This is a genomic window from Nonomuraea sp. NPDC005501 (assembly GCF_040605905.1).
In the GTDB taxonomy this organism is placed as follows: Bacteria; Actinomycetota; Actinomycetes; order Streptosporangiales; family Streptosporangiaceae; genus Nonomuraea.
Window position 1 is genome coordinate 121,721 of record NZ_JBEXDT010000004.1, and the last position, 19,639, is coordinate 141,359.

Below are 19,639 nucleotides of genomic sequence, written 5' to 3' on the forward strand. Positions count from 1 at the left end.
AGGGCGAGGCCCGCGGCGCGGAAGGCCAGGGGGACATGTCGGTAGTGCCGTTCGAGCGAGGCGCGCGACGAGCCGCCGTCGCCGCCGGACTCCATGGACCCGGACGGGGACCACTCGGTCGCCGTCCGGGACCACAGCTAGTTCCAGGCGCCGGGCACCTGGTACGGCACCTTGTCCTGGAGTTGCTCCTGGTCGAGAACATCGCCTCTCAGGGGCAGCAGAACGGTGACCTGCCGTCCCCAGGCGGAGTAGCGGGTGTCCGAGGCGACCCGGAGTGAGCCCTTGAGTGAGTGCAGGACCCCCTGGGCCGACACCCGCTGCACCAGCCCCGACGAGCTCAGCCGGAGGGTGTAGGAGACGGTGCCGACGGACTTGCTTCCGGCGTACGCACTGAAGCGCGAGGCGAAGGAGGGGGACGCCTTGGCCAGCTTGTCGGTCTTGATCGTCCCCTTGAGCACCCCGCCCTGCCAGGAGGTGCGGTGTGCCAGCAGCGCCTTGAGCGTGGCGGGCTCCAGGACCTCCAGCAGCAGATTGCTGGCCGGCAGGTCGGTATGCGGGTAACGCACCCAGCTCGTGTCCTGCGGCAACGCCTCGGCGAAGCGCGGGCCTGAGACGTAGTCGTCGTGGCCTGACGAGATCACCTGCAGAGGCATCTCCTCCAGGGCGGCGTCCTCCGCCATGCCGGACTTCTTCAGGCCGCTCATCGCCTTCTTGCTGAACTGCACACGCTGCGACGTATCCGAGGCGAGCTCGCCTCGCGGGCCGAACCCGACCGTGCCGTCCACGTACGAGGTGTAGAACACGCCGCTACCGTGATCGACCTTCGCGGTGGACACGATGTTCACGCCCATGCCGCGTGTCCATACGGCTTGGAGGGCTTTCGCCGGGTCGGTCCCGGCTGCTGCCTGCGCGGGGGTGGCGGTCAACTGCGCCAGGCCCGCGATCAGGGCCACGCCCACGACGGTCCGCTTCATGACGATTCCTTGAGATAGTGCGGAAAGACGCACTAATCATGTGCACAAAAGATCGACTGTCAAGCCGAATCGGTCGTGGCAGGTGGAACGCCGCGTACCACCCGTTCACGCTCCGGGCCGCCTGAGCGGAGCGCCATCCTCGTGCGCAGTCGCCAGGGTCGCCGCCATGAGCGCTCCTGACACTTCTCGCCACCCCTGCCCCGACCTCCTTGGACGTGTAAAGCGTGGTATTTCGCGCCCTGGTTGCCGGGCGCTCAGCGCTTTCGTTCCTTCTGGGATCTCATGAAGGACGAGTTCGACAGGTTCGAGAGGTACCACTCGTAGTCTGCTCGACGGCAACCACGTCCATGCGACTGGCGCGCGTGGGAGGACACGCAGCTGTGCGGGTGTAGGGGGGGCTGAGAGGGCGTGTTAGCGCGGCGTCAGGGCCGCGTCAGTGGCGGCGTCCATCGTCGTACGTGCACGCCAGGACGTACGGGAGAACGTACGAGATCTCGAACGCGAGAACCCCGGCGTGGAACAGCCCGAGCAGCGAAAGGGAAATCACATGTCGCAGGAGCAGCTGTCCGATTTCGTCGAGATGACGGCCAAGGAGTTCGGCATCCCGGGGGTTGCCGTCGGGGTGCTGGCCGGTGGTCAGGAGTTCTTCGCCTCGCACGGCGTGACGAGCCTCCACAACCCGTTGCCGGTCGATGACAGGACGCTCTTCCCCTTGGCCTCGGTGACCAAGACCTTCACGGCGACCGCGCTGATGCGCCTGGTCTCGGAAGGGAAGGTGGAGTTGGACGCTCCGGTGCGCCGCTACGTGCCCGAGCTCATGCTCGCCGATGCGGGCGCCGCCGCCGAGATCACCGTGTTGAACCTGCTCAACCACACCGCCGGGCTGGACTGGAACCTGATCGACACCGAGAACGGCGACGGTTCCCTGGCCGCGTTCGTGGCGAAGATGGCCGAGCTGCCGGTGATCGCGCCGCCCGGCACCCGGGCCTCCTACAGCCAGGCCGGCTACAACCTGGCCGGGCGGGTCATCGAGAAGGTCACCGGCCTGCCGTTCGAGAAGGCCGTGGCCTCGCTGGTCCTGGAGCCGGCGGGGCTGTCGAACACCTTCTTCGATCTGGACGAGGTCATGGTCCGGCGGTTCGCCGTGGGCCACAACCGCGGCGAGGACGGCACGATGCGCCTGGCCCGGCCGTGGACGTCGTTCCCGGCCGGCTCGCACGGCAACAACCCCGGCGGCGGCATCGCGTCATCGGTGAGCGACCTGCTGCGCTGGGCCCGGTTCCACCTGGGCAGCGGTGACGGCGTCCTGCCGGCCGAGATGCTGCACCGCATGCGGGAGCAGACGGTCGAGCTGCGGGCCAGCACGCTCGGCGACGGCTTCGGCATCTGCTGGTTCCTGCGCGAGGTGGACGGAGTGCGCACGATCGGGCACGGCGGATCGGGCAACGGCCAGTTCGCCGAGCTGCTCATCGTGCCCGGACATGACCTCGCCGTCGTCTCCCTGGCCAACGCCGGCCCGGACGGGTACCCCTTCAACCAGGCCGTCGTCCGCTGGGCGCTGGAGCACTATCTCGGCGTGGTCGACCGGGACCCCGAGCCGATCCCGTACGACCAGGCGCGGGCGCGGGAGGTCGCCGGCCACTACGAGATCGACGCCATGAACCTCGACATCGCCACCGACGGATCCCGGCTCACCCTTGAGGTCGGGATCAAGCCGGAGATCCGCCAGGCGTCGGAGGCCGACATGCCCCCGGACTACGTGCCGGCCGGCATCGGGTTCCTGCCCGGGGACGGCGACGAGTACATCGTCACCGAGGGCGGGCTGAAGGGGCAGCGTGGCTTCTTCACCCGCGACGACAGCGGCGCGGTCGTGGGCGTCGACCTCGCCGGCCGGCTGTTCGGCAGGGTCACGGCCACCTCCTGAGCGGCGGACCGTCCGGGGCACGACCTCGGTCCCACGAGCGAGCACTGCGGGCCGGGCCGGTACGGCGGGGTACCGGCCCGGCCCGGCGAGCACGATGGGCGGGTCTGCTACGGCGTTGCCGTCCTGCCGCCGAAGGTCACGACCAGGCGGCCGTCCGCGGCGAACGACCAGCTCAGGGCGCCGGTGTAGGAGGAGCACCGGGACCCGTTCGAGCCGTTCCAGAACTGGTTCGAGCTGTCGGCGTCGCCGATGATCCGGTCGTTGCTGCCGCTGCCGCTGCGGCAGGAGACGTTGTCGCGGAACACCGAGGTGCCGCCGTCGAACGAGTAGTTGCGCTCGGTGTTGTCGATGCTGACGTTGCTCGATATGGACATCGTGCCCAGGTTGCGGTTGTAGGTGAAGCCGTGCTTGCCGTTGTGGTAGGCGATGTTGCGCCGGATGACGTGGTTGACCGCGATGTCCTCGCCGCCGAGCTTGTAGCCGTTGCGGTCGCCGTTGCCGGCCTGGCTGCCGTCGCTGAGGGTGCCGTTGTCGTAGGAGAGGGAGTCCTCGATGGTCACGGGGCCGATGGGGCCGGTGTCCGTCTTGGTGTAGAGGTCCCAGCCGTCGTCGATGTTGTTGTGGGACACGGCGTAGCGGAAGACGTTGCCGGAGCCGACCGTGAGCTTCGCGGCGAAGCCGTCGGCGTCCTCGCCGTCGGAGTCGGCGTTGTCGTGCGACTCCGCGCTCAGCACGAGGTTGTTGGACGGCCACTGGTCGCGGGGGGTGTCGGAGACGATCCGCGAGAGCTGCAGCCCTGTGTCACGGTTGAACCGCGTCACCGTGCGCTCGAAGATGTTGTTGCTGCCGCCGACGAAGATGCCGTTGTCGCCGGCACGCTCGACGACGATGCCGTAGACGTGCCAGAACGACCCGTTCACGGCGAGCCCGCGGTTGGCCGGGTCCTCGCTCTGCGCCGCGAAGTTCAGCACCGGAGTCTCGCCCGGGTAGGCGGACAGCTTCTTGCGGGCGCTGGAGGTGCCGTTGTTGCCCGGCGCGATGGTGACGGTCTGCGAGAAGGGATAGGTCCCGCCGCGCATGTAGATCGTCCCGCCGGGGACGATGCGGGTGATCGCCGAGGTGAGGGTCGTCGGGTCCGACTGCGTCCCGGTCGCGGAGTCCTTGCCGCTCGGCGCCACGTACAGCGTGCCGCCCGGCGGGGGTGTCGTGCCGCCCGCGTCGACGTCGATGTAGTCGATGTTGGGCAGGCCGTTCGAGGTGGTCGGGTTGAACCGGATGGTGTTGCTGCCCGAGTTGACCGGCACGGTGAGCGTCTTGGTGACCCAGGTGTTCCACGCGCCGGTGGTCTCGAAGGAGACGCTCTGGACGGTCGAGCCGTTGACGATGAGGCCGGCGGACCGGGTGCTCGTCGTCCCGTTGGCGAACCGCAGGCCCAGCGTCGCCGTCCCGGCCGCGCCGGCGTTGGCGGTGAACTGGGCGTAGGCGCCGGTGGCGTTGGTGCCGTTGCAGAAGCCGCTGCCCGAGTACCCGGACCAGTTGCTGTCGATGGTGCCGGTGCAGACCGCGGGCGAGCTCTCCGCCTCGTACCTCGTCGGCGCGGCGTGCGCGGCGGTCTGTGACAGTGCGACGAACGCGCCCGCCAACAGGCTGGCGCACGCGAGGACGGCTTTCAGGCGCATCATGCTGCTCCCATGGTGTTCGGTACGGCGGCGCGGGCGCGGGTTCCGGCGCCGGCCGTCTGTGTCCTTGGCCGGGCAAAGCATGGAGACATCGATGAAACCGAGGTCAGCGTAGGAAAGCGCTTTCCTCGGGTCAATGGGCGCCGGGTGTCATCGTGGGGGCATAAGGCATCGCCGCTGGCCGGCGACAAAACGGGCATGAGGCTGTCTGTGAAACTTTCATGGGAGGCGGGCCATAAGGGGCTCCCGCCTCGGACCGGCGCAGCGTCAGGGCTGTCGCAGCGCCGCGTCGAGGATCGTGTCGAGCATCCGCTGCGAGCCCTGGAGCTGGGCGATCAGCTGGGCGACGTGGACGCGTTCGCGCCGCAGCTCGTCGACGAAGGTGGGGCAGCCGGTGGGCGCGATCAGCTCGTCCTCGCCGTGTACGCAGCGCAGGACCCTGGCGATGACCGCGGTGGAGAGCCCGGCGGCGAGCAGGGCGCGGATGTGGCGCACCGTCGCGACGTCGGCCTCGGAGTACTCGCGGTAGCCGTTGTCCAGCCGGAGCGGCCTGAGCAGCCCCTGCTCCTCGTAGTAGCGCAGCAGCCGCTTGTTCACCCCGGTCTCACGGGCCAGGTCGCCGATCCGCATCCCTTTGACCTTCACATGGTGTGACGCCTTACCGTCCCCAGTATCGCTGATCGACGAGAAATGAGGAGCTGTCGATGTCAGGTGCAGTGATCATCGGTGCGGGTCCCGGGATCGGGCAGGCGGTGGCCCGCCGGTTCGCCCGGGAGGGCCTGCCGATCGCGCTGATCGCCCGGAGCGAGCGGACGCTGCGTGCCGCGGCCGAGGCGGTGGCTCCCAGCGGTGTCCCGGTGGTCGTGCTGCAGGCCGACAGCGCCGACCAGGCCGGGTTGACCGCCGCGCTGGACAAGGCTGCCGGCGCGCACGGCGTGCCGGACGTCGTCGTGTACAACGCCGCGATCATCCGGGCGGACGCGCCGGGTGAGCTGTCGGTACGCGGTCACATGGAGGCATGGGCGGTCAACGTGGTCGGCGCGCTCAACGCCGCGGCTCACGTCGCGCCCGCCATGGCGGCACGCGGCAGCGGGACGTTCCTCGTCACGGGGGGCATGCCCGAGCCCAAGCCGGAGTACGTGAGCCTCTCGCTGGGCAAGGCAGGCGTCCGGACCCTGGTCACGCTGCTCGACCAGGCGTACGGACCCGCCGGGGTGCACGTGGCGAGCGTCACCGTGGCCGGCCCCGTCGCCCCGGGTACCGACTTCGACCCGGACGACATCGCCGAGCACTACTGGCGGCTGCACACGCAGCCACGGCAGGAATGGGAAGAGGAGGCTCTGCACGCTGGGCGCTCGCGATGACCGGCGTCGTGGCCGCCGACGTTCTCGCCGGGCTGCTCGACGACTGGCGGCGGGCCTTCAACGGACACCGGCCGGCCGAGATGGTCGCCCTGTTCAGCCGGAACGCACTCTTTCAGGGCATCAGTCCACGGCTGCGACATGGTCCGGGCGAGATCTTCGAGTATTACGACAAGGCCGCTATCGGTACGACGGCGCAGGTCACGGTGGTGTCCGCCGCCCGGTTGGGGCAGGCCGTCGTGCACGGATTCGCGGAGGTGACGTTCACCGCGCCCACGGGTGGCACCCATCTGGTACGTCTGTCCGTCGTGGCCGAACAGGCAGAGGGCACCTGGCTCATAAACCAGTACCACGCCGCCACACGCCTGTGACGCCTCATCGGTAGAGGGCGGCCTGGGCGTTCTCCCGCAGACTCCGGGCCACGCTTTCGGCTGCCTGCTGCAGTTCCTCCTCGATCTGTTCCATGGGCGGGGCGGACACCCGGGGCTGCGTGTACGGCAGGGCCAGGAGGCGTCGCACGCGTAGGTGCGTCGGGGGATGGGTCGTGTCCAGCCGGGTCCTCTCGACGCGGGCGGCCTCGCGGCGTCGTTCGAGCTCGGCGTCCGGGACGGCGTCCACGGTGGACCGGAGGGCCGTCCACAGGTTTGCGGTGCCGACGGCCACCGCGCTGGAGCCGAGGAAGCGGCCGACGGATTCGGCTCGGGTGGTCAGGACGTCCAGGAGTGAGACGGCGGCTTCGGTGCCGGCTGTCCGGGCCTGCATCTCGTCGGCACGGTATTCGGCGTGCTGGGAGGAGCGGTACAGCAGGAGCTCCTGCAGGAGGATGACACCGCGGACCGGGATGCCCAGGAGGGCGTGGAGGCACTCGGTGATGAAGGCCGACACGCCGTCACCGGGCCGCCACGCGAAGCTCGCGAACAGGCGGAGCTCGTGGAGCGAGTGGAGCGCGCTGCCGATGACGAGGCCGTGCCTGGCGTCGCCGTTGCTGGAATGGGCCATCTCGTGGGCCAGGAGGGCGACGCGTTCCTGCGGGCCGAGGAGCAGCCAGAGCGGGTAGCCGATCTCCACCAGGTGGGTGCGCCGCCAGCCGTACGTGCGGAACGAGGCGTTGACCGCGCCGCTGAGGGCGATCAGGTCTGCTCTCGGCGCCCCCAGGTCCGCGCCGATGCGGTCGACGAGCGCGTACAGCCGCGGGGCGTCGGAGCGGGCGAGGGGGACGGCGGAGGCGGGGAAGGGGGCGGGGCGGGGGCGCAGCAGCCAGGCGAGGTCCAGCGCCACGAGGCCGAACAGGATGCCGCCCATGGTCAGGCGGGTGACCAGGTAGATGCCGGTGACCAGGAAAGCCGGCGCCAGAAGGTGGACGAGGAAGGCGAGCAGGTAGCCGGCGGTCCGGGACGCGCGGCCGCCCGCCCGGGGCGGCGGGACGGAAGCCGGTGGAGGGCACCCCGGAGACGCGGTCGGTGATGCGGCGGGCATGGCGGACAACGTGCCAGAAGCCCGGCATGGCGGCAAGACGCCCGCTCCCGCCGGTGGACGTCAGCGAGCCGGCGTCCAGGCCGCGACCAGGTCCAGCAGGCCGGGGAAGCGGGCTTCGAGGTCGGCCGTGCGTACGTGGCTGCGGCGCTCCAGACCGTACTGGCGCTGCCTGATGATCCCGGCCTCGCGCAGGGCCTTGAAATGGTGGCTGAGCGACGACTTGGGGCGGTCGAGGCCGAACCAGCCGCAGGGGTGGTCGAACCGCTCGCGTTCCAGCAGCAGTTTGCGCACGATGCGCAGGCGCAGCGGGTCGCTCAGCGCGCCGAGGACCACCTCCAGGCGCAGGTCATGGAGCGCCGGCTCCGGCAGCGGTTCGGGCAGGCCGGGTGGCTCCGGCAGCTCCTTGATGGCGGCCGTGACGGGGGGCGCGGTGGCGGGTGTGGTGGCGGGTGTGGTGGCGGGTGTGGTGGCCACGGTCGGTGGCACGGGCGACTCCTCGTGACGGGATCCCGTAGTTCGACTCCAATCGTACTGGATGTTAGGTTCGATTCCATTCGTACTGGTTCGACTTTTTTCGTACTGATGGGAGAGCGCCGTGTCAGAGAGTTCGATCGCGGTCCGTGGGCGGCGGCGGGCCGGTGCCCGTCACCCCCGCCCGGCTCCGGCCTGGTGGATATGGCTGGCCGCCTGGCCCGTCACCGCCGTCTTCGTGCTGTCCAACGCGGCGACCCCGCTGTACGTGCTGTGGCAGCGCGACATCGGCTTCTCCAAGGGCACGCTCACCGTCGTCTTCGCCTTCTACATCGTCGGGCTGCTCGGGTCCCTGCTCGTCTCCGGCGTGCTCTCCGACCGGCTCGGACGCAGAGCCGTGCTGCTGCCCGCGCTCGGTCTCGCCCTCGCCGCTTGCGCGATCTTCGCGACCGCCCAGAGCGTGGCCGCGCTGATCGTGGCCCGCCTGTTCACCGGCGTCGCCGTCGGCGCCGTCGTCTCGGCCGGCATGGCCGCGGTCACCGACGTGGCCGGACCGGAGCGCAGGCGGCCGGCCGCGCTGCTCGCCTCCTGCTCGATGGTGTTCGGCGCGGGACTGGGGCCGCTGCTGGCGGGTGTGCTGTCGGAGACCGTGCCGGGCCCGACCGTCACCGTCTTCGTCGTCGAGGCCGCGCTGCTGGTGACCGCCGTCCTCGCGGTGTCGCGCATGCCCGTGCCCCGCCCGGCCGGGCCGGGCTCCGGCGCCTGGGTACGCGTCCCGCGCGTTCCCCGCGGCGCCGGGGCGCGGCTCGTTCCCGGCATCGCCGTGTTCGCTCCCGGCATCACCGCCACCTCGTTCGTGCTGTCCCTGGGACCCTCGCTGCTGTCCGCTCTGCTGGGTACGACCAGCCGCATCGTCGCGGGGGCCATGGCGTTCGTGATGTTCCTCGCCGCCACGGGGATCCAGTTCGCCGTCCAGCGGCTGGACCGGCACGTCATCCTGACAGCCGGCGCCGCGAGCACCACGGCGAGCATGGTGACCCTGGTGGTCGCGGTGCACGCCTCCTCGGTCGCGGCGCTCATCGCCTCCGCCCTGCTGGCGGGCGCGGGCCAGGGCATGGGACAGCTCGGCGGCCTGTCCCTGCTCAACTCCGCCATCCCGCCCCGGCGTCTGGCCGAGGCCAACGCCGCCCTCAACGTCGGCGGTTACCTGCCCGCCGGTGCCCTGCCCGTAGCGGCCGGCTACCTCAGCGACGCCGCCGGCCTGACCACCGGGGCGACCGTCTTCGGCTCCGTGCTGACGGGCCTCGCGGTCATCGGCGGCATCGTGGTTCTCACCGGCAGACGCGTTATGGCGCCCGGCTCGGGCTGATCGCGGGTACTCTGCCGGACGTGCGGCGAATGATCACTTCTCGCGGGTTATGGCGTGCGCTGTTGGCCGCCGCGGTGGCAGCGGTGGCGATCGTGGTCATCGTGCGCTCCCGCCGCCGGCCCGGGGGGCGGCGCGCGGCCCGGCAGGGCGACGAGCCCCCTCTTCCGGCCGCTCCTCCGGCCGCGGCCGTGGTCCGGTGGCCCCCGGTGCCGGTCCTCGGCACCCCCACCGCCGACGACCTCGCGCGGTACGCCAGCCGGCCGTCCCTCTTCGACCGTCCCGCGTTCACCTCGTTCTTCGCGGCAGGTGAGCCGAGGGAGCCGTTGAGCGAGGCGGCCCGGCGTCGCCTGGCCCGCTGGGGCGTGGCCGGACTCGCGCTGCTCCTGCTCGCCGCCGGTAGTCAGGTCCTCGAGTTCGCGGTGTTCTCCAAGGAGACCGGGGGAGGGACCCGGGAGGAGACGACCGTCGAGGCCGCGTTCGGGTGGGAGTACGGGCCCGAGTACGGGGACGAGTCGTGTGACGAGACTTCCCCGGACGGCCACGTCGCCTGCTTCTTCGCCACGGTCCGGCCGAAGGACGCGCCGACCGGCGACCAGCTCCCGGTCACGGAGGACCCGGTCACGGAGGACCCGGTCGCTGAGGACGCGGTCGCTGAGGACGCGTCGGATCCCGACGCGGACTGCCTGCCCGGGGACGCCCGCCCGCGCGTCCGGAAGCCCGACCCGAAGGTGGCCCGGGCGGTGAACCGGCAGTGGCGGCGGATCGAGGTGTGGCTGAAGGCCAACGCCCCCCGGAGCTACCGCACGCTCGGCAGGCCCGCGAAGCCCGAGGCCGTCGCGGCGGCGGAGGCGTCGACGGGCCTGCGGTTCCCCGACGACCTGCGGGCCTCGCTCCTGCGGCACGACGGGGCCGTCATGACGAACAGCACGTGGGGCTTCGGCTTCCTGGGCAACTCGAACATGGCCGTCCTGGACATCCGCGACACGTGGCGGGGGCTGTGCGAGATCGACGGCGACGCCGAGTTCGCGGATCCGCGTACGGACTGGTGGGACGGGCGGATGCTGCCCTTCGGCGCCAGCGGGACGGGCGACCACCTCGTGATCGACTCGGTGAAGGGCGACGTCGGCGAGACCGACCACGAGGGCAGCATGAGGTTCAGACCGGGAGGGGTCCGGATCCGTTCGTACCACGCCCTGTTGAAGGCCACCGCCGACGCCCTGGAGACGGGCGGCTCCATCGGCTACTGGAAGCCCAGGGCCGTGGCCGGTGAGCTCGACTGGGAGGTCCTGCGCGAAGGCGCCGGCTGAGGCGCCGGCCCGTCACTTCTCGGCGAGAGCCGCCAGGGCTCGCAGGCCCTCCAGCACCTCGGCCGCCGTGGGGGCGTTGTCCGGGTCACTGAGGCTCTGGATCATCAGACCGGACATCAGTGCCATCTGCACCATGCCGACGGTGCGGACGGCCCGCTCCGGGACCTCGTCCTCCGGCACGTTCTCCAGGATCGCGGCCATGCCGCGGCGGCCCTCCCTGGTGCCCTGGGCGAGCTGGTCGCGGAGGTCGGGGCGGCGCTGGGCCTGCAGGAAGAGCTCCACGGAGGCCAACCAGAGGGCCTGGTCGCCGGCGAATCGCCCGAGCAGGTTCTCCCACATGCCGACGAGGCCGACGTCAGGGTCGAGCACCCGGCCCATCGCGTCGCCCCACTCGTCGAGCAGCGCGAACAGCGCCTGGTTGAGCAGCTTCTCCCGCGACCCGTAGTGGTAGCCGATGGCCGCCATGTTCACCCCGGCGGCCGAGGCGATGTCGCGGACGCTGGAGCGGTCGTAGCCCTTCTCCAGCAGGCAGCGCTTCGCGGCGGCGAAGAGATCTTCCCGGTTCCCCATGCGCCCGAGCATACCAGCGAATTTATTCATGCGAACGCATTATGCGATCGCATAAAAACCGTGTACGGTCAGCGATCAGCGAGATGCGTCGTCGGAAAGATCCGAATGATCGGAATGAGGAGAGAACCGTGCGCAAGCAGATGATCGTGATGTTCGGGCTCGTCGGCGGGCTGGTGACGGCCGCGCCTGCGATCGCCGCCCCCGTCCAAGCAGCGGCACCGGTGGTGAAGACCGCGGACGGCCTGGTGAGAGGGGTGGCCGGAGCGCGGGTGCGCAGCTTCCAGGGCATCCCGTACGCGGCGCCGCCCGTGGGTGAGCGGCGCTGGACGTCACCCGCGCCCGTCACCCCGTGGAGCGGCGTGCGCGACGCCACGTCCCCCGGCGGGGCCTGCGCGCAGCCGGCGGGTTACCCGATCGGGGTGCCCAGCGACAACGAGGACTGCCTGTACCTCAACGTCACCGCCCCCACCCGCGCCACGGGCCGGCTGCCGGTGATCGTCTGGATTCACGGCGGCAGCCTGATGTACGGCACGGGCGACATGTACGGCCCGCAACGGCTGGCCGCGGGCGGTGCCGTCGTCGTGTCCATGAACTACCGCCTCGGCGTCATGGGGTTCCTCGCGAACGACGCGGTCGGCGGCGAGGGGAGCTTCGGCCTGCAGGACCAGCAGGCGGCCCTGCGCTGGGTCCGCAAGAACGTCGCGGCCTTCGGCGGCGACCCCCGGAACGTCACCATCGCCGGCCAGTCCGGCGGCGGGTACGCGGTCTGCGACCACCTGGCGTCACCGCGGTCGGCCGGACTGTTCGATCGGGCGATCGTGCAGAGCTCGCCGTGCGCCACCGGCGGCTCACGCACCATGGCCGAGGCGAAGGCCGACAGCGACCGCGTGGTCGAGGCGGTCGGCTGCGACGGGAAGGAGGACGTGGCGGGGTGCCTGCGCCGCGTCCCGGCCGCGACCCTGCTGAAGGCCTACGGCTCCTTCAACGAGCCCCGCCCCGTCTCCGGCACCGCCGTCCTGCCGCTCAGCCCGGCCGAGGCCCTGCGCACCGGCCGGTTCAACCGCGTGCCCGTCCTCGTCGGCGTCAACCACGACGAGGAGAACGGCATGGTCCTCGGGCTGGAGCTCGCCCCGGGCGGCGCGCCCATGAAGGACGAGGAGTACGCGCCGGCCGTCAGGAAGCGGTTCGGCGAGCGCGCCGACGAGGTGCTCCGGCGGTACCCGCTGAGCAGGTACGACTCCGCCGGCCAGGCGCTGGCCGCCCTCGGCACCGACTCGGCGTGGTCGGTCCCGTCGCTCGACACCGCCCGCCTGCTGGCCCGCTGGACGCCCACGCGGATGTACGAGTTCGCCGAGCGTGACACGCCCTGGTTCGCCGGCTACCCCGCCTCGAGCTTCCCCGCCCGCGCCCAGCACATGGCCGAGCTGCCCTACCTCTTCGACATGAAGCTGTTCGGCGAGCTGACCCCCGCGCAGGCCCGGCTCGGTGACCGGCTGATCGGCGTGTGGACCGGCTTCGCCGCCGACGGCCGCACCGGCTGGCCCTCGTTCCGGGACGGACAGTACGTGCAGTCGCTGACGTCGGGCGCCTGGCGCCGCACCGCGTTCGCCGAGGACCACGACTACCGCTTCTGGAAGAGCCTGCCCGCCGCGTGAAGCCAGGCCGTCGCAGAAAGCCCGAGTCCCGTCCAGGAACTCGGGCTTTTCGTGACATACGGACCGTTGACACCGTACCTTCCGCACCATGAAACTCTCCTGAAACAAGAACGTCCAAGCTGTAAACGTTTACGGGAGTGCCGATGCCCATGCCCAGGTGGAGTGGCGCCGGGTTGCTCGCCGCCCTCGCGATGGTCCTGCTGCTGGCCGTGCCGGGTGAGGCGGTCGTGCGGGCGCCGAAGGGCGGAACCCTGACCACCGGCTCGGCACCCTCGAAGGCGCTGGGGGAGGACATCGCGTTCAACCTCTACCTGCCGTACGGGTACGAGACCGGCAAGAACCGCCACCCGGTGCTGTACCTGCTCCACGGCCGGGGCGACACGATGCAGGCATGGACCCGCGTCAAGGACACCCTCGACCAGATGATCCGGACCAGACGGATACCGCCGGTCATCGCCGTCATGCCGGACGCGCCGTGGAGCGAGCGTGGAAGCTGGTACGTCGACTCCCGCTACACCGGCGCCGACCTGCCGGGCCGCCCGGTGGAGACGGCGCTGACACGTGACCTGGTGGCGTACGTGGACGCGACCTACCGCACGGCGCCGATCCGCGAGGCCCGCCTGATCGGCGGCTACTCGATGGGCGGGGCCGGCGCGCTGCGCTTCGCGCTCGTCCACCAGGACCTGTTCAGCGCCGCCGTCGTGCTCAGTCCGGCCGTTTACACGCCGCTGCCCCCGTCCGACTCCTCCGCCCGCGACTACGGGGCGTTCGGCAGCGGCGCCCAGAAGTTCGCCGACGACGTGTACCAGGAGCTGAACTATCCGGCCCTGCTGCCGAAGCTCGACGCCGACCGGCCCGTACGGCTCTTCGTGGCCGTCGGCGACGACGAGTACGCCAACCCCGCCCCCGCCGACGCGCACCACGACCTGGACTTCGAGTCCGCGGCGCTCTACAACGCCGCCCGGCGGTCGCAGGCGGTCTCCGCGCAGCTCCGCGTCCTCGACGGCGGCCATGACTGGACCGTCTGGTCACCCGCGTTCGAACAGGCGATGGCCGAGCTCGGCCCCGGCCTGAGCGTCACTCCGCCCGCCGGCCTGCCCGCTCCGCTGCTGGGCACGGCCGCCGCCGACTGGGCCGGCGGCGTCGCGGCCCACGCCGACGGAACGGTCACCACCGGGTTCGCGGCCGGCGGTCCGGTGGCCGGCCAACCGTACGCGGGCCGCCTCGACGCGGTGCTGACCAGCACGGGCGCCCGCACCTGGACCAGGCAGCTCGGCACCGCGGCCGACGAGCGCCTGTACGGCGTGGCGGCGCTGCCCGACGGAGGCGTGCTCGCCGCCGGGTACACGAAGGGCGATCTGGACGGCCGCCACCCCGGCAACGCCGCCGACGACGCGTTCGTGGCCCGGCTCGACGCGAGCGGGACCGTCCGGTGGATCACCCAGTTCGGTGATCCCGGCGCGGCCGACCGCCTCTACGGCCTGACCGCCGCTCCTGACGGCGGCGCCTACGTGACGGGCTACACCAAGGGGTCGCTCGACGGCCCCAACAGCGGCGACAAGGACGCCCTGGTGGCGCGCCTCGCCGCCGACGGCACGCTCTCCTGGGTCCGTCAGTACGGCGGCGCGGGCGAGGACAAGGCATACGGCGTGGCCGGTGACGCCACGAACCTCTACGTCACCGGCAGCACCACCGCCGCCCTGCCCGGGACGAACGCCCTCGGCGGCCTCGACGGCTGGATCGCCGGGTACGCGGCCGACGGGACCAGGCGGTGGGCCACCAGCGCCGGAGGACCCGGCGACGACCGGCTGAACGCGGTGACCGTCACCACGGCGGGCCTGGCCGTCACCACCGGGACGAGCGGCGGCGACCTGCTCGCCGCCGCCTACACCAGCGCGGGCCGGCAGCGCTGGAACGCCGCCCTCACCACCCCGGCCGCCGACGAGGGAGCCGCCGTGGCGCCGTTGCCGGGCGGCGAGGTCGAGGTCGTCGGCTACACCAGGGGCCGGGTCGGCGTGATGGCGGGCGGCGCCGACGTCCTGACGGTCCGGCTGGACGGCAAGGGCGAGCAGCGCGGCGCCGCGCAGTTCGGCACGGCGAGGGACGACGCCGTGGACCCGTTCGCCGAGCCCAACCTGTACGCCGCCGCCACCGCCTCGGGCAAGGTGGCCGTCTCCGGCCTGACCTACGGCACCCCGGCGGACGGCACGGCACCCGGCAACGGCGACGTCTTCGCGACCACCATCGACCCCTCGACCGGACTGCCCGCCGGCTGACGGGGGGCCCGGTCAGCCGGCGCGCGCGGCGGTCGGGACCTTCACTCCTGGGCCGGGAAGGCCGCGCTGTCGTCCCGGGAACGGCCGGTGGGCCCCCACCCCTGCCGGTGGAGCCGCTCGAATCCGTCCAGCAGCAGATCCAGTGCGAACTCGAACTCGAACTGATCGTCGCACCCCTGGCCCACGACCGACTCTTCGTCGTGAGCCGCCGCCATCGCCACCTCCGCGATGTGGGGGTATCTGCCTGCCATCTCGCGCAGCATGTCGGCTTGCGCGTCCGGGTCGGCGCTCTCCGGTTCGCTCTGCGAGTCGTCGAACAACTCCTGGCTGAACCCCAGCATGCGGCTGCCCAGGGCGTGCATCACATGATGGGTGAGATCGACGGAGAAGCCGCCGGCCCGGAACAGTCCGATCATCGAGTCCATGTACTCCAGCACGACCGGTGTCGCCTTGGCCCGCGACTCGATCGCCCGAGACATCCAGAGGTGACGTCGCAGCACTCGTCGGGCCGAGAGGATCCTCTGCCGGACCGCGCTCTTCCAGTCGGCGTCGTGGACCGGCGGGTCGATCTCGCAGACGACGATGTCGACCATGCCGTCCAGGAGCTCTTCCTTGTTGGCCACATGCTTGTAGAGCGCCATCGGCACGACACCGAGCTCGCGGGCGAGAGTGCGCATGCTGAGGGCTTCGATCCCGACGTCGTCGGCAAGCGCGACGGCTGCTCGCAGCACGCGGTCCCTGTTGAGGGGGGCCCTTCGCGCGACGTCCAGGTGCTCAGCCGTCTCGATCATCCTCCTCGCGTACAGGCATCGACCGACGCCTTCCCCTTGACGAGCGTACGCCGTACACCATACCGTGACGGCGTGGGTGTACACCGTCCACCTGAGCGGGTCGCCGAGCGGCCGCCATGAACAAAGGAGTCCGGATGAGCTCGACCAGAAAGGCCGCGTTAGTCGCGGGTGTGTTCTTCGTCCTCACCGAGATCACCGGGATCGCGGCACTGGCTCTCTACGCCCCGGTCGTCAGCACGCCCGACTACATCATCGGCTCCGGCGCCGACACCCGCGTGCTCCTGGGGGCGTTCTCCGAGGTGATCCTGGTGATCGCCGTCATCGGCACCGGAGTGACGCTGTTCCCCATCTTCAAGGCGCAGAACGAGGCCGTCGCCCTCGGCTATGTCTGCGGCCGTCTCATGGAAGCCGCGGCCATCGCCGTCGGCATCGTCAGCGTCCTTTCGGTCGTGACGTTGAGGCAGGACCTGGCGGGGGCCGCGGACATGGACACGGCCTCTCTCGTCACCGTCGGCAAGTCCCTGGTGGCCCTTCACGATGGGACGTTCCTGTTCGGGCCCAACATCGCCTTGGGCGTGAACACGCTGTTGCTGGCGTACCTGATGTACCGGTCCGCGCGCGTGCCGCGGCCCATCGCCGTACTGGGGCTCGCCGGAGGCCCGATCATCTTCGCTTCGGCGACCGCGGTGATGTTCGGGCTGTACGAGCAGGTCTCCGTGTGGGGGGTGATCGCGGCCGTCCCGGTGTTCGCCTGGGAGGTGGCGCTCGCCGTCTGGCTCATCGCCAAGGGGTTCAGGCCTGCGCCCGGCGCGAACGCGCTGTCCCCCAGCAGCTGAGAAGCAACTGGGGTATCGGTCCAGCGCCGGATGCGACGAGAATCCCCGGCAGTGGAAACCGGCACTCGCCCTGACCGTGCAGGCGCGGGTTGTGCATCCGCACGGTACGAAGGAGAAGCCATGGCGGCGGAGTTCGAGCTCGGCGATTACATCCTGGTGCAGGACGGCAGGACCCTGGAGGTCTTTCACCGGGCCGTGGAGGGCATGCGCTACCACGTGGCGTTCCTCGGCGTGGATGCCCGGCCGCACGGTGACGGCTTCAAGGTCCACCTGGGTGCCAGGCAGGGCGACGACGACATCCACGGCGGGGTGAAACTCAAGATGGACCAAGAGGAGTACGCGCGTTTCCGCTCGTTCATCGCCCTGGCCATCGCAGCACGTGACCGCCCTGCGGATCAGTCCGCCTCGTACTGAGTCCACCGGATCGAGCCCGCCACGTGTCCTTCTCATGGACCCCCGGTGACGGCGGCGCCGGCACGGTGCTCGCGATGAGCGCGGCGCTCGGCGTCCTCTTCACGGTCGCGACCCTGCTGGTCCCGGCGGTGTGGCGGGTCCGGGCCGGATATCAAACCGTGGTCTGACGCGCGGGGCCGCGGCGATCCGCCAAAGTGTCTCCGGTAGACCGGCTCGGCAAGCAGGGAGGACCTGGACGTGCACGCCCCGCGCAAGAGATCCCGCAAGTGGTGGGCTCGGCTCGTCGCGGCGCTGGCGGCGCTGCTCGTGGCCGCCGTCGCCGGAGTCGCACTGGCCTATCCCTCCGTCGCGGCGACCACCTGCCCCGGCTGCTACGGCCTGACCGAGCTGGAGCCCGGCGTGTACGCCGAGAAGGACGTGTCCGACGCGCAGCGCGAGCAGATCCGCCGCACCGTGGCGAGCGCCCGCGACCGGATCGGGTCCTTCTACGGCACGCCGCTCAGCTCTCCGCGCCTGCTCGTCTGCGTGACCGACGCCTGCTACTCCCGCATCGGCGGGAAGAAGGAGCGCGGCATCGCGATTCTCAACCGGTCGGTGATGCTGTCACCCCGGGGCCTCGACGCCGTGATCGCCTCCCACGAGATGTCCCACGTCGAGCTGCACGCCCGCCTCTCCTCCGGCGTGGACGTGCCGCAGTGGTTCGACGAGGGTCTGGCGGTCGTGGTCTCGGACGATCCCCGCTACCTCGCCCCGGCGGGCTCCGGCGACCGCTGCACGACGCCTCCGGCGGGGCCGCTGCCCGTGACGCTGGGGGAGTGGCTGGCCGCGGCGAGCAAGGATGTCACCACGTACGCCCGGTCGGCCTGCCAGGTGAACCGCTGGCTGCGGGCCCACGGGGGCAGACAGGGCCTCATGTCCCTCATCGACCGCCTCAACACCGGCGCCTCCTTCGCCTCGGCCACGCGGTGAGACCGGCCTGCCCCAGCGTCCCCGCACAGGCTCGCCGCGGAGCGGCGCGTTCCGGTGTTCCTGGCGCTGGGCTCGTTACCGGCCAAGCGCTGCCGCGAGATCGGCGGCCGTGCGGAAATGCACTCCGGTCATGCCGAGTGACCTGGCCCCCTCCACGTTCTCCAGCCGGTCGTCGACGAACAGGCACCGCTCGGGTGCGGCCCCGGCCAGCTCCGCCGCGAGCTCGTAGATGCGGCGGTCAGGCTTGGCCAGCCCGACGCGCGCGCTGCTGACCACGGCGTCGGCGAAGTAGGTCAGCCCCATCCGGTCGAGGTGTTCCTCCACGGTGTCCATGGCGTTCGTGACCAGCACCACCGGCACGTGCTCCTGCGCCTTCGCCAGCAACGCCCGCACCTCTTCGTCCACCCAGAACGGCACCTCGATGAACTCGGCCACCGCCTGCCTGGCCCGCTCGTCGTCGCCCAGGGCCACGGCGATCGCCTCCGCCCACTCCCGCTCGGTCGTCACGCCGAGAACGGCCGGGCCGATGAGGGCCGGGTCGAAGGCGGTCCGCATCAGAGGCAGGCCGTAGCGGGCTTCGATGTCGGCCTGGACGGCATGGTCGAACTGGCGAAGCACACCGTCGAGATCGCAGAGCACAGCGTCAAAGGGGGTCACGCCGTCATTGTGCCGTGCATGTCGAGGGAGGACGGACGGCCGGCTGGGGGTTGCGGGACTGCTGGGTTTGCAGGAGTGCTCGGCGTTGCGGGAGTGCTGGGGGTTGCGAGAGTGCTCGGGTTGCGGGAGTCGAAGGTCGCCGCCTCGGGGGTCGTCGGAGCGCCTCGGTCAACGCCTGGAAGCGGATCAACGCGGCCATCCGGCAGATCGCCGAGCCGGCCGGCGTTGCATGTCCGAGGTTGTGGGACCCCCTGGAAGAGGCTGCCGCTTGTTTGCACCTGCCGGTGACCTCCGGCACCTCCGGAACGTCTACCTGAGCGGGTCGTGGCCCCAGTTCATGAGGGAGTACCGCCAGGCGGTGTTCTCGACGTCCCCGGACGGACGCTGCGCCAGATGGCGGTGCACGTAACCCGTCACCTTCCGCATGTGGGCGTAGTCGTCCTTCCCCAGGTCGCTCTTCTTCGTCCGCAGGATCTCGACGATCCGGCGGCCGGAGGCGTGGCCCGTCGACTCGCCGCCCCCGGATTTGTCGCCCACGCTTCTGCTCTCCTTCGTGCCGAGCCAGCGTTCCAGCTCCGCAGCGGTCATGTTGACCGCCTCGTCGAAGTCCGCGCTGACCGCCCGTTCGTCGTCAGTCATGGCGGTCCTTCTTCTGCAGGGCCGACGGCTTGTGCACGGCGGTCCGGCCGCTCTTGTCGCTGCGCACGCGGTACTGCGGGTCGTCGGGCGAGGCGTTCACGGTACGTCCCGCCTCCTCGGTCCGTTTTGTGATCTCCTTCTCGACCTTGCCCGAGGTGGAGGAGCCGTGGCTCTTCCAGGTGACCTCGTCGCCTGCCGAGAGTTCATCCTTCTTGCGCTTACTGGTCATGACCTGGGGCTACCCGTGGATGAATGGCCGGAACACCCAGCG

Annotated in this window: 21 protein-coding genes; 11 read left to right on the forward strand and 10 right to left on the reverse strand. The window is 71.0% G+C overall.

Annotated features, from left to right (window positions below):
• Nucleotides 1–137 precede the first annotated feature (137 nt).
• Nucleotides 138–974 (reverse strand): hypothetical protein, encoded by an 837-nt coding sequence (locus ABZS51_RS04540; RefSeq protein ID WP_355436201.1) that lies wholly within the window; start codon nucleotides 972–974, stop codon nucleotides 138–140.
• A 547-nt stretch (nucleotides 975–1,521) separates the two neighbouring features.
• On the opposite strand from ABZS51_RS04540, the gene ABZS51_RS04545 reads away from it, so the two are divergent.
• Nucleotides 1,522–2,898 (forward strand): serine hydrolase domain-containing protein, encoded by a 1,377-nt coding sequence (locus tag ABZS51_RS04545; protein WP_355436204.1) that lies wholly within the window; start codon nucleotides 1,522–1,524, stop codon nucleotides 2,896–2,898.
• 107 nt (nucleotides 2,899–3,005) lie between these two features.
• Here ABZS51_RS04545 and ABZS51_RS04550 read toward each other — a convergent pair whose 3' ends face one another.
• Together ABZS51_RS04550 and ABZS51_RS04555 are read right to left on the reverse strand one after the other, a co-directional pair.
• Nucleotides 3,006–4,577, reverse strand: a complete 1,572-nt coding sequence (locus tag ABZS51_RS04550) for a carbohydrate-binding protein (protein WP_355436361.1) — start codon at nucleotides 4,575–4,577, stop codon at nucleotides 3,006–3,008.
• Between the two features lie 267 nt (nucleotides 4,578–4,844).
• Nucleotides 4,845–5,207: a MerR family transcriptional regulator gene (locus tag ABZS51_RS04555; protein WP_310709579.1), complete on the reverse strand. Its 363-nt coding sequence runs from the start codon at nucleotides 5,205–5,207 to the stop codon at nucleotides 4,845–4,847.
• 74 nt (nucleotides 5,208–5,281) lie between these two features.
• Between ABZS51_RS04555 and ABZS51_RS04560 the strand changes: the two genes are divergently transcribed.
• Together ABZS51_RS04560 and ABZS51_RS04565 are read left to right on the forward strand one after the other, a co-directional pair.
• Nucleotides 5,282–5,941 carry an SDR family NAD(P)-dependent oxidoreductase gene (locus ABZS51_RS04560; protein WP_355436207.1) on the forward strand — a complete coding sequence of 220 codons (660 nt, stop codon included), beginning with the start codon at nucleotides 5,282–5,284 and terminating at the stop codon, nucleotides 5,939–5,941.
• On the forward strand, nucleotides 5,938–6,309 hold the full coding sequence (locus ABZS51_RS04565) for an SgcJ/EcaC family oxidoreductase (RefSeq protein WP_355436210.1): 372 nt from the start codon (nucleotides 5,938–5,940) through the stop codon (nucleotides 6,307–6,309). The genes ABZS51_RS04560 and ABZS51_RS04565 overlap by 4 nt, the downstream gene beginning before the upstream one ends.
• 4 nt (nucleotides 6,310–6,313) lie before the next feature.
• Here ABZS51_RS04565 and ABZS51_RS04570 read toward each other — a convergent pair whose 3' ends face one another.
• Both ABZS51_RS04570 and ABZS51_RS04575 read right to left on the reverse strand, forming a co-directional pair.
• On the reverse strand, nucleotides 6,314–7,414 hold the full coding sequence (locus ABZS51_RS04570) for a M48 family metalloprotease (protein ID WP_355436213.1): 1,101 nt from the start codon (nucleotides 7,412–7,414) through the stop codon (nucleotides 6,314–6,316).
• Between the two features lie 60 nt (nucleotides 7,415–7,474).
• Entirely contained in the window at nucleotides 7,475–7,813 is a 339-nt protein-coding gene (locus tag ABZS51_RS04575) for an ArsR family transcriptional regulator (RefSeq protein ID WP_355436364.1), read from the reverse strand.
• A 196-nt stretch (nucleotides 7,814–8,009) separates the two neighbouring features.
• On the opposite strand from ABZS51_RS04575, the gene ABZS51_RS04580 reads away from it, so the two are divergent.
• Entirely contained in the window at nucleotides 8,010–9,254 is a 1,245-nt protein-coding gene (locus ABZS51_RS04580; protein WP_355436216.1) for an MFS transporter, read from the forward strand.
• An 83-nt stretch (nucleotides 9,255–9,337) separates the two neighbouring features.
• Complete coding sequence (locus ABZS51_RS04585; RefSeq protein WP_355436220.1) at nucleotides 9,338–10,561, forward strand: SMI1/KNR4 family protein; 1,224 nt, start codon at nucleotides 9,338–9,340, stop codon at nucleotides 10,559–10,561.
• 12 nt (nucleotides 10,562–10,573) lie between these two features.
• Here the strand turns inward: ABZS51_RS04585 and ABZS51_RS04590 are convergent, their stop codons facing one another.
• Nucleotides 10,574–11,131, reverse strand: a complete 558-nt coding sequence (locus ABZS51_RS04590) for a TetR family transcriptional regulator (protein WP_355436223.1) — start codon at nucleotides 11,129–11,131, stop codon at nucleotides 10,574–10,576.
• A gap of 128 nt (nucleotides 11,132–11,259) precedes the next feature.
• Between ABZS51_RS04590 and ABZS51_RS04595 the strand changes: the two genes are divergently transcribed.
• Nucleotides 11,260–12,786, forward strand: coding sequence for a carboxylesterase family protein (locus ABZS51_RS04595; protein ID WP_355436226.1), 1,527 nt, complete (start codon nucleotides 11,260–11,262; stop codon nucleotides 12,784–12,786).
• Between the two features lie 149 nt (nucleotides 12,787–12,935).
• A complete protein-coding gene (locus tag ABZS51_RS04600; protein ID WP_355436229.1) occupies nucleotides 12,936–15,062 on the forward strand; it encodes an alpha/beta hydrolase-fold protein in 2,127 nt (708 codons plus the stop codon).
• Nucleotides 15,063–15,103: 41 nt separating this feature from the next.
• On the opposite strand, the gene ABZS51_RS04605 is transcribed toward ABZS51_RS04600, so the two are convergent.
• The gene (locus ABZS51_RS04605) at nucleotides 15,104–15,853 is read right to left on the reverse strand and encodes a TetR/AcrR family transcriptional regulator (protein ID WP_355436233.1); all 750 of its coding nucleotides are present in this window, start codon (nucleotides 15,851–15,853) and stop codon (nucleotides 15,104–15,106) included.
• A 134-nt stretch (nucleotides 15,854–15,987) separates the two neighbouring features.
• Between ABZS51_RS04605 and ABZS51_RS04610 the strand changes: the two genes are divergently transcribed.
• The 4 genes from ABZS51_RS04610 to ABZS51_RS04625 all read left to right on the forward strand — a co-directional run bounded on the left by ABZS51_RS04610 (nucleotide 15,988) and on the right by ABZS51_RS04625 (nucleotide 18,072).
• Nucleotides 15,988–16,689, forward strand: a complete 702-nt coding sequence (locus tag ABZS51_RS04610; protein ID WP_355436236.1) for a DUF4386 domain-containing protein — start codon at nucleotides 15,988–15,990, stop codon at nucleotides 16,687–16,689.
• 120 nt (nucleotides 16,690–16,809) lie between these two features.
• Nucleotides 16,810–17,103, forward strand: coding sequence for a hypothetical protein (locus tag ABZS51_RS04615; protein WP_355436238.1), 294 nt, complete (start codon nucleotides 16,810–16,812; stop codon nucleotides 17,101–17,103).
• Nucleotides 17,104–17,126: 23 nt separating this feature from the next.
• Nucleotides 17,127–17,270: a hypothetical protein gene (locus ABZS51_RS04620; RefSeq protein WP_355436241.1), complete on the forward strand. Its 144-nt coding sequence runs from the start codon at nucleotides 17,127–17,129 to the stop codon at nucleotides 17,268–17,270.
• Between the two features lie 70 nt (nucleotides 17,271–17,340).
• The gene (locus tag ABZS51_RS04625) at nucleotides 17,341–18,072 is read left to right on the forward strand and encodes a hypothetical protein (protein ID WP_355436244.1); all 732 of its coding nucleotides are present in this window, start codon (nucleotides 17,341–17,343) and stop codon (nucleotides 18,070–18,072) included.
• Nucleotides 18,073–18,147: 75 nt separating this feature from the next.
• Here the strand turns inward: ABZS51_RS04625 and ABZS51_RS04630 are convergent, their stop codons facing one another.
• The 3 genes from ABZS51_RS04630 to ABZS51_RS04640 form a co-directional block, all read right to left on the reverse strand.
• Nucleotides 18,148–18,729, reverse strand: coding sequence for an HAD-IA family hydrolase (locus tag ABZS51_RS04630; RefSeq protein ID WP_355436247.1), 582 nt, complete (start codon nucleotides 18,727–18,729; stop codon nucleotides 18,148–18,150).
• Between the two features lie 309 nt (nucleotides 18,730–19,038).
• A complete protein-coding gene (locus ABZS51_RS04635; RefSeq protein WP_355436250.1) occupies nucleotides 19,039–19,368 on the reverse strand; it encodes a DUF3140 domain-containing protein in 330 nt (109 codons plus the stop codon).
• Nucleotides 19,361–19,597: a DUF2945 domain-containing protein gene (locus ABZS51_RS04640; protein WP_355436253.1), complete on the reverse strand. Its 237-nt coding sequence runs from the start codon at nucleotides 19,595–19,597 to the stop codon at nucleotides 19,361–19,363. The genes ABZS51_RS04635 and ABZS51_RS04640 overlap by 8 nt, the downstream gene beginning before the upstream one ends.
• Between the last annotated feature and the right edge of the window lie 42 nt (nucleotides 19,598–19,639).